The 12,738-nt window shown below is 70.5% G+C and carries 9 protein-coding genes; 5 read left to right on the top strand and 4 right to left on the bottom strand.

Translation table 11 applies throughout. The features are described 5' to 3' along the window. Positions 1 to 16: 16 nt before the first annotated feature. The 5 genes from NAM01S_RS29740 to NAM01S_RS29720 all read left to right on the top strand — a co-directional run bounded on the left by NAM01S_RS29740 (position 17) and on the right by NAM01S_RS29720 (position 5,447). Positions 17 to 595 (top strand): TetR/AcrR family transcriptional regulator, encoded by a 579-nt coding sequence (locus NAM01S_RS29740; RefSeq protein WP_067791578.1) that lies wholly within the window; start codon positions 17 to 19, stop codon positions 593 to 595. 148 nt (positions 596 to 743) lie between these two features. Further along, positions 744 to 1,151, top strand: coding sequence for an Rv0313 family protein (locus NAM01S_RS29735; RefSeq protein WP_067791576.1), 408 nt, complete (start codon positions 744 to 746; stop codon positions 1,149 to 1,151). 107 nt (positions 1,152 to 1,258) lie between these two features. Further along, positions 1,259 to 1,996, top strand: a complete 738-nt coding sequence (locus tag NAM01S_RS29730) for a hypothetical protein (RefSeq protein WP_157107970.1) — start codon at positions 1,259 to 1,261, stop codon at positions 1,994 to 1,996. A gap of 78 nt (positions 1,997 to 2,074) precedes the next feature. Further along, positions 2,075 to 2,851 (top strand): ABC transporter ATP-binding protein, encoded by a 777-nt coding sequence (locus NAM01S_RS29725; protein WP_067791571.1) that lies wholly within the window; start codon positions 2,075 to 2,077, stop codon positions 2,849 to 2,851. 46 nt (positions 2,852 to 2,897) lie between these two features. After that, positions 2,898 to 5,447 (top strand): ABC transporter permease, encoded by a 2,550-nt coding sequence (locus tag NAM01S_RS29720; RefSeq protein WP_174554881.1) that lies wholly within the window; start codon positions 2,898 to 2,900, stop codon positions 5,445 to 5,447. A 16-nt stretch (positions 5,448 to 5,463) separates the two neighbouring features. Here the strand turns inward: NAM01S_RS29720 and NAM01S_RS29715 are convergent, their stop codons facing one another. From NAM01S_RS29715 to NAM01S_RS29700, 4 genes are all read right to left on the bottom strand, one after another. Continuing rightward, positions 5,464 to 6,627, bottom strand: coding sequence for a VWA domain-containing protein (locus NAM01S_RS29715; RefSeq protein WP_067791569.1), 1,164 nt, complete (start codon positions 6,625 to 6,627; stop codon positions 5,464 to 5,466). Between the two features lie 286 nt (positions 6,628 to 6,913). Then, entirely contained in the window at positions 6,914 to 9,547 is a 2,634-nt protein-coding gene (locus NAM01S_RS29710) for a DUF5682 family protein (protein ID WP_253798361.1), read from the bottom strand. A gap of 8 nt (positions 9,548 to 9,555) precedes the next feature. Next, on the bottom strand, positions 9,556 to 10,653 hold the full coding sequence (locus NAM01S_RS29705) for an ATP-binding protein (protein WP_067791567.1): 1,098 nt from the start codon (positions 10,651 to 10,653) through the stop codon (positions 9,556 to 9,558). Then, positions 10,650 to 12,581 carry a DUF5691 domain-containing protein gene (locus tag NAM01S_RS29700; RefSeq protein ID WP_067791565.1) on the bottom strand — a complete coding sequence of 644 codons (1,932 nt, stop codon included), beginning with the start codon at positions 12,579 to 12,581 and terminating at the stop codon, positions 10,650 to 10,652. Before NAM01S_RS29700 ends, NAM01S_RS29705 begins: the two co-directional genes overlap by 4 nt. Positions 12,582 to 12,738: the final 157 nt, after the last annotated feature.

Here is a 12,738-nt window from a genome sequence, read left to right as displayed (position 1 = left end):
GATAGTGTCTGGACACATGTCCGAAGGTGATTCCATCATGCTGGAGGCGACCCGGCGTCGCCTCAGCGGGAAACAGGCCGACACTGTCGACAAACTGACCAAGTCGGCCGTGGAGGTGCTGGCCCGCGAGGGCTTCGCGGGCATGACCATCCGGTTGGTCGCCGCGGCCGCCGGAGTCGGCACCGCCACGGCCTACACCTATTTCTCCTCCAAGGAACACCTGGTCGCGGAGATCTTCTGGCGTCGCCTCGTCGCCTCGCCGTCACCGGCGAGCGAATCCGACGACCCGCACGACCGCGTCGTCGCCGAGTTGCGCAACATCGCCATGCTCGTCGCCGACGAGCAGGAACTCTCCGGCGCCGTCACCAGCGCACTGCTCGGCCGCGACCCCGACGTCGCGCACCTGCGCGACCGCATCGGCGCCGAGATCCGCAAACGCATCCTGCGCGCCCTCGGCCCCGACGCCGACCCCGACATCGTCGAATCCCTCGAACTGCTCTACGCGGGCGCCCTCGTCCGCGCGGGCATGGGTTACGCCTCCTACTCCGAAATCGCCGACCGCATAGAGAAATCCGCTCTTTTGATCCTGAAGTAGGCGTACCTCCGCCTTCGCTCCGGCCATGCGCGGACTCCGTGCGGCAGCGCCTCGGGAGGCATGATGACGAGACGGCGGCATGGCGAAGTCGGCGTTTCGCGAGGACACTGGGGCCGTAGCGGCCAACTCGTCCTCAGGAGCACATGCGATGTCAACCAACGGGCCTTTCGGCATCGATCCGGAAGATATCGAACGCGCGCTGCGTGAGGCGGGGACCGAGCTGCGCGACCTGCTCGGGAAAGCGGGCGTGTATCTGGATCGCGTAGATCACACGAGCGTCGGTTCACTGGCGTCGTTTCTCGGTCAGTTCGTCCAAACGGAACGGCCACGTCCACCGCAACCCGAGACCACCGGTGAGACCGGCAGCGGAGTGTGGGCGATCTACAGCATCGACGACACCGGCGAGGCCAGCGTCGACCAGGTCTTCCCGAGCGAACTCGAGGCCCTCCGCGCCCATCGCGACAACACCGATCCACGCCGCCGCGTGCGCTTCCTCCCCTACGGTGTCCCGGTAAGCGTGCTGGATGCGCCAAGCGCCGACACACCCCACGAGTAGCGGATCCGCTGCTCTGTGGCGGTGGCGGACTCGGTCCGGCAGCGCCGACTGGGCGTACCTCCGTCACCGGCGCTAGTGTGCCGGTTGGAAATCGAGGAGGGGGAGCGATGCAGCCGTACGGACCGCCGCATCAGCCAGGGCACTGGCCGGGGCACGCCGCGCCGCCCGGCCATCCGCAGTATCCGCAACAGCACGGTGCGCCGCTCGGGTCTCCCTACCCGGGTGCAGTGCCGGGTCATCCGTCGGCAGGACCGATGCCGGGGTATCCGCCACACGGCATGCCGGGCCGTCCGCGGTCGAACAACCGGTTGTTGCTCGGGCTCGGCGGGGCGGCGGTGGTTGTAGTGATCGCCCTCGTGGTCGGAACGATGGTCTTCAGGCAGGTGAGCAAGGTCGATCCGCCGTTCGAAGCGATGAGCCGCGCGTTCCCCCAACTGCTGCCGACCGAAAACGGCGGGGCCGGATACCAGGGCGCGAAGTGCACGCGATACGGCCCGGACGACGTCGAACGCTACGACCTCGGCGGGATGCGCTTCGGCAAGTGGACCGGCGCCTGGGAGTGTGAGGGGGGCTCCGACGACGTGGAATTCACCGTCTACTCCTTCCGCGATACCGGGGACGTTCGATCCGGCATCGACTCCACCGGCGCGCACACGGAATACACCGACGTGAACGGCGGCGTCACATACACCAATTTCGAGCTGTACGGGTGCTGCCGAGTGGGACCGAAGCTGGTGACGGTGTTCTTCGACGACGCGGACAGATCCGACTACATGCTGTACCTCAATTCGCAGCAGAGCTTCGACCAGCTGAAGAAGTGGTGGCGGTCCGCACCACTTGACTGACCCGGCCGGGCATACGCCCCGGGTATTCGGGGGAATCCCTGATGGCGCGGGGCGGGGTTCGCAGACAGACTGGAGGGCATGACTTCGCAAGCTGTGGGGGCCGATACCGCCGAGACGGTGGCTCCGACCGAAATCGCGGCGCGGGCCGACGACCTGTCCAAGGTGTACGGGTCGGGTGATACCCAGGTCAGGGCGCTGGACGGGGTGTCGGTCGAGTTCGCGAAGCGGGAGTTCACCGCGATCATGGGGCCCTCCGGCTCCGGCAAATCGACCCTCATGCACTGCTTGGCGGGGTTGGACAGCGCCAGCTCCGGCACGGTGCGCATCGGCGAGACCGATCTGACCGACCTCACCGACAAGCAGATGACCCGCCTGCGCCGCGACCGCATCGGCTTCGTCTTCCAGGCGTTCAACCTGGTGCCAACGCTCACCGCGCTGGAGAACATCACGCTGCCGCTCGACATCGCGGGCCGCAAGCCCGACGAGGACTGGCTGAACACGGTGATCAAGCGGCTCGGCATCGGCGACCGGCTCGACCACCGGCCGAGCGAGCTGTCCGGCGGCCAGCAGCAGCGGGTGGCGTGCGCGCGGGCGCTCGCGGGCAAGCCCGAGATCATCTTCGGCGACGAGCCGACCGGCAACCTCGACTCGCGCGCCTCGGAGGAGGTGCTGTCCATCCTGCGCGCCGCGGTGGACGAGTTCGGCCAGACGGTCGTGATCGTCACCCACGAACCGCACGCGGCGTCGTTCGCCGACCGGGTGATCTTCCTCGCCGACGGCCGGATCGTCTCCGAATTGCGCGATCCCACCGCGGAATCGGTGCTGGACCGGATGAAGTCGCTGGAGCAGGCGTGAGGGGCGCGGTCGTGACGCGCGACGTCGTCGTGCGGGGGGAAGCGTGATGAACGGCAGTCCGATGCGCAAGGTCGCGCTGCGCAACCTCGCCGCGCACAAAGTCCGGTTGGCGCTCACCGTGCTCTCGGTGGTGCTCGGCACCGCGTTCATCGCGGGTTCGTTCGTCTTCACCGACACCTTGCAGCGCACGTTCGACGGCCTGTTCGCCAGCCAGGCCAAGGGCGTCGACGTGCGGGTGAGCCCGAAGGAACAGCAGTCCTTCGGCGTCCCGCTCGGCGTGGTCGACATGGTCTCGGGGATGGAAGGCGTGCGCGCGGTCGCGCCGAGCGTGAACGGCCCACTGGTGCTGCTCGACCCCGAGGGTAAGAAGCCGGTGCAGACCGGCGGCGCGCCGAGCTGGGGCGAGTCCTACGTCCCGCCCGAGCACGCGGTCGCGGAACCGCCGACGTTCGTCGCGGGCACGCCGCCCACCAAGGCGGGCGAGGTCGCCATCAACAGCGGTGGCGCGGAGGTCGCCGGGCTGAAGGTGGGGGACCGGACGAAGATCATGATCCCGTCGCAGAGCACCCAGCAGCGGCCGGTCCTCGACGTCACCATCAGCGGTATCTACGAATTGCCTTCGGACACCGGTGGATTCATCGGCCTCTATTTCGATGACGCGCAGGCCAGGCAGCTGTTCACCGACGGAACGCACGTCGCCTGGATCGACATCGCCGCCACCGGCTCCGGCGACGAATTGCGCGACCGCATCGCCGCCGCGCTGCCCGACTTCAAGGTGCAGAACGGCGAGCAGGTGCGCGCCGATATGAAAGCCCAGGTCTCCCAGGCGCTGAACTTCATCAACTACTTCCTGCTCGCGTTCGGCGCGATCGCGCTGATCGTCGGCACGTTCATCATCTACAACACCTTCGCGATGATCGTCGCGCAGCGGCTGCGCGAGCTGGCGCTGCTGCGCGCGGTCGGCGCGAGCAGCAGGCAGGTCGGCGGCTCGGTAGTGGCCGAGGCACTGGTCATCGGCGCGATCGGCAGCGTGATCGGTCTCGCGGCGGGCATCGGCCTTGCGTTCGGGCTCTCGGCGGTGCTGAACGCCTTCGATCTCGGTCTGCCCACCGGTTCCATGGCGGTGCTGCCGCGCACGGTGATCGTCGCACTGGTCGTCGGTCTCGTGGTCACCGTGATCAGCGCCTATGCGCCCGCGCGCCGGGCGGCGAAGATCCCGCCCGTTGAGGCGATGCGGGAGGAATTCGCTTCCGCCGGTGAGTCGTTGCGTATCCGCACCGCGGTCGGTGCGGTGCTCGCCGTGCTCGGCGTCGTGCTCGTGCTGCTCGGCTCTCGCTCGACCGGCGGCAGCGCGGCGGCGACGGTCGGTGTCGGCGCGTTCGCGCTGATCCTCGCCGTGTTGCTCGCCTCGCCCGCGCTGTCGCGCCCCGTGGTCGGCGGCCTCGGGGTGCTGATCCGCCCGTTCGGGCCGATCGGCCGGATGGCGCGCAACAACGCCGCGCGCAATCCACGCCGCACGGCCGCGACCGCTTTCGCGCTCACCCTCGGCCTGATGCTGGTGTCGTTGATCAGCATGCTCGGCGCGTCGGCCAAGGCCAGTGTCGCGGTGCTGGTCGACAAGGGCGTCGAGTCCGAATACGTGCTCGCGGGTCCGCAGCAGTCGGCGCTGATCGGGCTGCCGCTCGGCGTGCCGGACGCGGTCCGCGCCGGTGTGCCGGAAGCCGCCGAGGTGATCGGTTTCCGCGGCGTCGCGGTGAAGGTCGGAGACGATCGGCTGGCGGGCGTCGCGCCCGACGGTCCGATCGACAGCGCGCTGAACTACGAGATCTTGCAAGGCACGGACACGCTCGGCGACCGCGGCATCATGGTCTCCGACGACGAAGCGGCCCAGCACAATTGGCGGGCCGGTCAGCAGATCGAGCTCACCACGCTCGACCGCAACCAGAAGGTGCCGGTCACCATCGTGGGCGTCTACAAGAAGACGCCGCTGCTCGGCGACCTTGTGGTGCCGCCGCCGATCTTCGAAGCGGTGACGCCGACCGCGTTCCGCAACAACTTCTACGTGCTCGTCAACGCGAAGCCGGGCGCGGACGTTGCCGCGATGCGCGCCGACCTGGAGAAGGCGACCGATCAATTCGCGGTCGTTCAGGTACAGGATCGCGAGCAGTTCAAGGGCGCGCAGGGCCGCCAGATCAACACCCTGCTCGCCATCCTGTACGGCCTGCTCGCGCTGGCCGTGGTGATCGCCATCCTCGGCATCATCAACACGCTCGCGCTCTCGGTGGTGGAGCGGCGCAGGGAGATCGGCATGCTGCGCGCGGTGGGCACGATGCGCTCGCAGATCCGACGCACGATCTACCTGGAGTCGATGCTGATCGCGGTGTTCGGCGCCATCGTCGGGGTGGTCCTCGGCATCGGCTTGGGTGTCGGATTCCTGCGCACGCTGAGGGATTTCGGCATCGACCAGATCGACATCCCGGTGACCCAGCTCGTCCTGGTGCTGATCTCCTCGGCCGTCGTCGGGGTGCTCGCCGCGCTGTGGCCGGGCATCCGGGCCGCACGCACCCCACCACTGGCCGCCATCGCGGACATCTAGGAGTCGGCGAACGGCCTCACTGCTTTCCGGCGTTCGCATCGGCCCAGGATCGGACGTCGCCGCGATCCAGCGCCACCGCGAGCAGGTCCGGGAAGCGGTCGGGCGTGCAGGCGAAGGCTGGAATACCGAGTGCGGCAAGGGCGGCGGCGTTGTCGTGGTCGAAAGCCGGTGCGCCGTCGTCGGAGAGCGCGAGCAGCACCACCACCTGCACACCCGATTCCCGCATGGCGTGCACCCGGCGCAGCATCTCCGCGCGAATACCACCCTCGTAGAGGTCGGAGATCAGCACGAAGAGCGTGTCGGCCGGGCGGGCGATCAGCGTCTGGCAGTAGGCGAGCGCGCCGTTGATGTCGGTGCCGCCGCCGAGCTGGGTGCCGAACAGCACGTCGACCGGGTCGGTGAGCAGATCGGTGAGGTCGACGACCTCGGTGTCGAAGACCACCAGCGACGTGCGCAGCGACCGCATCGACGCCAGCACCGCGCCGAACACCGAGGCGTACACCACGCTCGCGGCCATCGACCCCGACTGATCGATGGCCAGCACGACGTCGCGGCGCACGGTCTGGGTGTTGCGGCCGTAGCCGACCAGCCGCTCCGGGACGACCGTGCGGTGCTCGGGCAGATAGTTCGCCAGGTTCTTGCGAATGGTGCGGTCCCAGTCGATGTCTCGGGCCCTCGGCCTGCTGATTCGCGCCGCCCGGTTGAGCGCGCCGGAGACGGCGGTGCGGGTGTGCGTGGCGATGCGCTGCTCGATCTCGCGCACCACCCGCTCGACTACGGTGCGGGCGGTGGCTTTGGTCGTCTCCGGCATCACCCGGTTCAGGCTGAGCAGTGTGCCGACCAGGTGCACGTCGGGCTCGACAGCGGCGAGCAACTCCGGCTCCAGCAGCAGTTCGGTGAGTTGCAGGCGGTCGATGGCGTCGCGCTGCATCACCTCGACCACGCTGGACGGAAAGTAGGTGCGAATGTCGCCGAGCCAGCGCGCCACCCGCGGCGCCGAATCACCGAGGCTGCCGGAACGTTTGCCGGAGGTGGGCTCGTCACCGGTGTTGTAGAGGGCGCCGAGGGCACGATCGACCGTTACGTCATCGGACCCGCCGAGGCCGCCGAGCTCTGGTTCGGCCGCCGCACCGAGCACCAGACGCCAACGGCGGGAGGGGTTTTCGTCGGCCTGGCTCATTGCGCGACTCCTCGCGGACGTGGGGCGGGTTCCGCGCACGGCGCGGCTGCCGACCAAAGGTGACCACCACCCGCCCAGACCGACCGAACGACACCTTCGGTCGGGATTGGCCCGCGGGCGGCATTCGAGCGAAGGTGACGTTCGGTCTGTCCGACAGGGTGGGGGTCACCTTCGGTTGGGATTCGCCGGCGGGCGGCATTCGAGCGAAGGTGACGTTCGGTCTGTCCGACGGGGTGGGGGTCACCTTCGGTCGGGAGATGGCGGGTGGTGGGGGCGGGGTGCGGAATCATCGGGCGGCTCCGAGAATGTCCGCGGCGGTTCGCATGGCTTGGCGGCCGCGTTCGACGTCGACGCCCGCCTGTTCCGTTGTCACGAGGCCCGCGGTGTCGTGGATGGCGCGGCCGATGGCGCGGCGTTCGCCGGATTCGAAGGCGCCGAAGGTGCGGCGCAGCACCGGAAGCGTCTCCAGGAATTGCTCGTCGTCGAGGCCGCGCAGCCATTCATCGATGCGGCGCAACAACTCTCGGTCGTGGACGAGCAGCAGGCCGCGGCCGCCGAGGAAGCCGTCGATCCAGGCCGCTTTGGAGGCCGGGGTCGCGCCGACCGACAGCGCGGCCGACAGGCGGCGTCCGGAGTCGGCGTCGTCGATGATGCCCGCGTCGCTGAGCAGGCGCACCGCGCGGCCGACGAGCGCGCCGTGCACGTCCTCGCGGTCGGCCAGTTTGCGCAGCGCCGCCAGCCAGGTCTCGGTCGCCCACGCGTCGTCGCGGGTGTGGATCGCCAGGTGCGCGGCGTCCAGCTGGGTGCGCAGCTCGGCGGCGGCGTCGGCGTCGAGGCCGGTGACCGCGCCGGGCAGACCCGCCGCGATACGGACGAGCAACCCGTCGGCCACGTGCGCGAGCGCCTTGGTGTCGGTGCCGCGCACGTCGCCGTAGCGCAGCGTTCTGATCAGACCGGGCAGCGCCGCGAGCAGGTGGGTGACGTCGTGATCCAGCGCCGCGACGGTCTCCAAGCGCTCGATGAGGCCGGAGGTCGCGCCGCCCAGATCGGCCAGCAAGGCCAGTTCCAGCGCGCCTGCGAGGTCCGCGAGCGTGCGGTCTTGCCGCTGTGCGGTGTCGAGGATCTTGGTTTCGGCGGCCGTGCGCAGCGTAGTGCCCCAGCGCGAGGCCTCGATGACGGAGACCGCGAACTCCGGGCGCCACTTCAGCGTCCACGTCTCACGGAAGGTGCCGGTGCTGCGCACCTCCCCGGTGGTCGGCGTGCCCCATTCGACGCCGAGCAGCCGCAGCCGGTGCAGCAGCCGCGAGCGTTCCAGTTCGCGCTCCTTGCGCAGGTCGAGATCGACGGTGCGCGCGGTGGGTTCCAGCTTCATCCGCAGCCTGCGCACCTTGGCGCGCAGGTCGGCGTCGAGCGGCACCGTCGGCGCGTTCTCCGGCACCGCGCCGAGCGCCTCGCCGACGACCAGCTCGGTGGTCACCACGTGCACCATGGTCTCGTCGCCGCCGCACATCACCGCGCGCACCGCCTCGGTGACCTCGGAGAGACCGGCCAGCGGTCGTTGCCGCAGTGTCGCAAGGGTTTCCGCGAGCCGGACCGCCTCGATGACGTGCGCGCTGGACACCGGAAGATCGTGCGCGCGCAGCACGCCCGCGACCTTGGTGAGCCAGCGCGCGATCGGCCGATCGGGCGCGGTGAACAGGTGGTGGTACCAGCCGGGCGAGTCGACGCCCGCGCCGTAGCCGGAGGACGCGGCGAGCCGGGAATGGGTGTAAGGCACCCAGGTTACGGTGGCCTTCACCTTCGGCATGCCCTTGAGCAGCCGGGCATCCGGCGCGGCCGGGCCGAGCTTGCCCGCCAGCGCCGGTGCGTGCCAGGCGCCGCAGACCACGGCGAGGCGACGCGAGCCGCCCTTGAGCGCCTTGCGCATGGTTTGGCGCATGTAGGCCTCGCGGCGCAGGGTGTGTGAGTCGACCACAGCGGAGGTCGGTCGTCGGCGGCGCGCGATCGGTGGCGCGGTGCTGTCGAATTCGTCGTCATGGCCGAAGGTTTCGAGAGCGGGCAGTTGTTCGGCAGACGACCCCGGGTGCGGTTGTTCGCTCTCGTGCGGGTTCCTGTCGGGCGCCTCTCGCAGCACACCCATCGCCTCGGTGAGTGCGTCGAAAACATCTATGTCGGTAGTTGATTCAACGACCGCGTCCCACCAGCGTTCGGCGTCGTCGTAACCGGCGGCGGCCGCCAGGTGGGCAAGCGGGTCGACGCTGTCGCCGGGCTCCACCTCGGCAGCGAGCACGACGCTGCCTGGCAGGTCGCAGAAGCGAACGGGGACTTCGTGTTCGGCCGCATAGCGCAGTGCCTGCCATTCCGGCGAGAACACCGCGTAGGGCCAGAATGCCGCGCGGGCGGGTTGATCGGGCACGTAGGCGAGCAACGCGACGGGCGGAGCCATGCCCTCGGCCGTGACGAACCCGACCAAGTGATCCGCGTCGGCGGGGCCCTCGATGAGGATGGTGTCGGGCTGAAAGTGCTCCAGCGCCATGCGAAGTGAGCGCGCCGAGCCGGGGCCGTGGTGCCGGATGCCGAACACGCGCGTCACGGCTTCGTCCGCGCTCCCACTTGTGCGCGCTCGTGTCTGGCGCACCGTCACCTCGGCTACCCCTGCGGTGCGGTCGACCGCGTCCATCGGCGCGGCGGTGCGTGTCGGTGCCGTGTCGGCATCGGATTGTGCCGCCGCGATGTCCCGGTCTCGGCCGGTGTGCCGCGGTTGCGCTTCCCCTTCCGGGGCGGCGCTGCCGATCGTGGCCGCGTCGGGCGTGGTGTCATCGGCAGTGGATGCGACGACTTCGGTGTGGGCAATGCCGTTTCCGGCAACGGGTGCGTCGCCCTCGTCGTCGGGTGCTCGGTCGTTCGGTTGCTCGTGCATGGCGGTCCTCAGCCGGTGACCTCGCGGCAGGCGCGGTAGAAGTCGGCCCAGTCCGGGCGTTCGCGCACAACGGCTTCCAGATACTCGGTCCACACGGCGGCGTCGGCCACCGGGTCCTTGACCACCGCGCCGAGCAGCGCGCCCGCGATGTCGGTGGCTCGCAGCACCCCGTCGCCGAAGTGGGCGGACAGGGCGATGCCGTTGGTCAGCACCGAGATCGCCTCGGCGGTGGACAGTGTCCCGGAGGGCGACTTGAGCTTGGTGCGGTTGTCGGCCGTCATGCCGGAACGCAATTCGCGGAAGACCCGCACCACCCGGCGCACCTCCTCGGCCGCCGCGGGCACCTCGGGCAGCTCCAGCGCCGCGCCGAGCTGGGCAACACGGCGCGTCACGATGGCGACCTCGTCCTCCTCGTCGGCGGGCAGCGGCAGCACCACCGTGTTGAAGCGGCGGCGCAGCGCGGAGGACAGCTCGTGCACGCCGCGGTCGCGGTCGTTGGCGGTGGCGATCACGTTGAAGCCCTTGGCCGCCTGCACCTCGCGGCCGAGTTCCGGTATGGGCAGCGTCTTTTCGGAGAGGACGGTGATCAGCGCGTCCTGCACGTCGGACGGGATGCGGGTCAGTTCCTCGATCCTGGCCAGCGCGCCGGTGCGCATCGCGGTCAGCACCGGAGACGGGACGAGCGCGGCGTCGCTCGGGCCCTCGGCGAGCAGTCGCGCGTAGTTCCAGCCGTAGCGGATGGCCTCCTCCGCCGTGCCCGAGGTGCCCTGCACCAAAAGCGTCGAAGAGCCGGAGATCGCGGCCGAGAGATGTTCGGACACCCAGGTTTTGGCGGTGCCCGGCACGCCGAGCAGCAGCAGCGCCCGGTCGGTGGCCAGGGTGGCGACCGCGACCTCCATGAGCCGGCGCGGGCCGACGTACTTCGGGGTGATCACGGTGCCGTCGTCGAGCGTGCCGCCGAGCAGGTAGGTGACCACCGCCCACGGCGAGAGCCGCCAGGAGGGCGGGCGCGGGCGGTCGTCGGCGGCGGCCAGCGCGCGCAGCTCCTCGGCGTAGGCCTGTTCGGCGTGCGGGCGCAGCAGGGCGCTGGCTTCGGTGCTGGTCACGGCAACTCCTCGAGCATGTCCGAGCGGTGGGTGAGGTCGGTGGCGAGCTGGTCGAAGGCGCGGGCCCACGCCACATCGTCGCAGCGCTGGGCGATCGAGGCGACGGTGGCCGCCGCGTCGACCGGCAGGTGCACCGACGCCGCGGCGAGCAGCGAACGGTGCGCGGCGGGGCCCGTTCCGTGATTGCCCGTGCGCTGGGCGGCGAGGCGGGCGCGCTCGAACAGCAGCAGGATTACGTGTTGCGCCAGCGGCTGCGGCCACGGGTGCGGCACGGCGGGCAGCAGCGCCTCCAGTTCGGAGAGCCAGGCGCGGTCCAAGCGGAGCAGGTGCCGGACGCGCTCGTCGACCGGAAGCAGGGCGAACAGCTCACGGCGGCGCAGCAGCGCGGTGTCGGAGGGCACGCCGTTGGCGAACAGAGCCGCAGCCCAGGCCGAATCCTGTTGCGCCAGCGCGGCATCCACCCAGCCGTCGAACAGCGGCTGCCGGAACCGGTCGTCCACCGCGACCCGAACGGCGTGCTCCGGCGCGCCGAGCGCGGCCGCCCAGTGCCGCAGCGGCGTCGCGGCGACCAGCTGGCGAAGGCGGCCCGCGGTGACGTCCGGGACGCCGTTCCAGCGGTAGCTGAATTCGACTGCGCGGTCGGTGATTCCGTCGCGTCGGACGTCGGCGTCGAGCGGGTCCGGCAATTCGATCGACAGCCGCGTGCGGTCGGCGTCCGCGACGGTCCAGTCGGCGGCGCGCCGCAACATTCGTTCCGCGAAGGCCGAATCGGGAAGCAGGGCGAGCAGTCCGGCGGCGGTGCGACGGACTTCGGCGCGGCGGTCGTCCAACGCGGTTTCCAGCAGTGGCTCGTCGGCCGCGCCGATGCCGTCGGCGAACACCGCGAGCAGTTCGGCCTTCACCTGGCCGGTTTCCGTGGCCCAGGTGTCGGTGAGGGCTGCGCGCGCGGCGTCGGCGTCGCGGGCGCGCAGGCGGGCGAGCCAGTCGCGCCGCTGGGTGGCCGAGCCGTAGCGCCAGATCTCCTCGGAGTCGGTGTCGATGACGAACTCCGACAGCAGGTTTCGCCACTCCGGGTGCCATTGCGCGAGCCAGCGCCCGCGTTCGCCCGCCAGCCGCAGCAGCGGTTCGCGCAGGCCGGACTGCGCGTCGGCGGATTCCAGCAGCTGGGCGGCCAGCGCGTCGGGCGCGCGGAAATCGTGCGGCGCGACGGCCTCGAACCATTCGGGCAGGAAGCGGGACCGGTCACGCAGCATGTCGGCGAGGCGAACGGCCGCGGCGCGGGGGAGTTGCGCGCGATTGTCGTCGGGGGCGGGCGGCGGTACGGTGGCTGACTGCGGGGCGATGCCACCGCGCGCGAAAGTGTCACGCAGTGCGGCGGATTCGAGCAGCAGGAAGGCCGGGTCGGCGCGCAAGCGTTCGGCGGCGGCCGCGACCGGAGCGGGCAGCCGCGCGGGATCGAACGTCCGGCGCGCGGTGCCGAGCAGTGCCGCCGAGATCAGATCGTCGGTCGTGCCGCTCGGCGCGGGGGAGTCCCGGTACAGCGCGGGCTCGCTCGCCAGATCGATCATCTCGCCCACCGCGAACACCGAGATCGGGACGAGTCCGTCCACCGTCCACTCGCCGAACACGCTCACCGGATGCCCACCGGACACCGCGAGCAGCGACCACGGTTGTTCACCCGGCGCGAGGGGCAACGCCGCGCCCTCCCCGTCGACCACCTGCCAACCCGCGTCGCCGACCACCGGAATCACGTCGCGCAGCAGCACCGGCCACGTCCGCAGCCACGGGTCCGCGCCGAGCGCCGTCGCGTGGGCATCCAGCGCCTGGTGCACAGTGCTGGTCTTCGCGCCCAGTGCGGCCGTTGCCTCGCCGTTTTCGCTACCGATTCCCGAGCCGTATGTCTGTGTCTGCGCCTCGACGAAGGGCACAGCGTCCGCTAAGCGCCCCCACGGTGCCTCACTCGCGGCGTGGTCCGAGCCGGATGCCTGTGTCTGCGCCTCGGCGGCTGGCGGTGCCTCCGCCGCGTGCCCTTGCGGTGCCTCGCTTGGGGCGCGGTCCGAGTGCGGTGCCTGTGTCTGCGCTTCG

Source organism: Nocardia amikacinitolerans NBRC 108937 (assembly GCF_001612615.1).
Lineage (GTDB): Bacteria > Actinomycetota > Actinomycetes > Mycobacteriales > Mycobacteriaceae > Nocardia > Nocardia amikacinitolerans.
Note: the sequence above shows the minus strand (reverse complement) of the source record. Positions and strands in the feature narration are given on the sequence as shown.

What these genes read in the sequence shown, in the direction of transcription:
- NAM01S_RS29710 (WP_253798361.1), bottom strand. Translation starts at nt 9,547, where the DNA reads ATGCACGAGCAACCGAACGACCGAGCACCCGACGACGAGGGCGACGCA.
- NAM01S_RS29730 (WP_157107970.1), top strand. Translation starts at nt 1,259, where the DNA reads ATGCAGCCGTACGGACCGCCGCATCAGCCAGGGCACTGGCCGGGGCAC.
- NAM01S_RS29740 (WP_067791578.1), top strand. Translation starts at nt 17, where the DNA reads ATGTCCGAAGGTGATTCCATCATGCTGGAGGCGACCCGGCGTCGCCTC.
- NAM01S_RS29735 (WP_067791576.1), top strand. Translation starts at nt 744, where the DNA reads ATGTCAACCAACGGGCCTTTCGGCATCGATCCGGAAGATATCGAACGC.
- NAM01S_RS29725 (WP_067791571.1), top strand. Translation starts at nt 2,075, where the DNA reads ATGACTTCGCAAGCTGTGGGGGCCGATACCGCCGAGACGGTGGCTCCG.
- NAM01S_RS29715 (WP_067791569.1), bottom strand. Translation starts at nt 6,627, where the DNA reads ATGAGCCAGGCCGACGAAAACCCCTCCCGCCGTTGGCGTCTGGTGCTC.
- NAM01S_RS29720 (WP_174554881.1), top strand. Translation starts at nt 2,898, where the DNA reads ATGAACGGCAGTCCGATGCGCAAGGTCGCGCTGCGCAACCTCGCCGCG.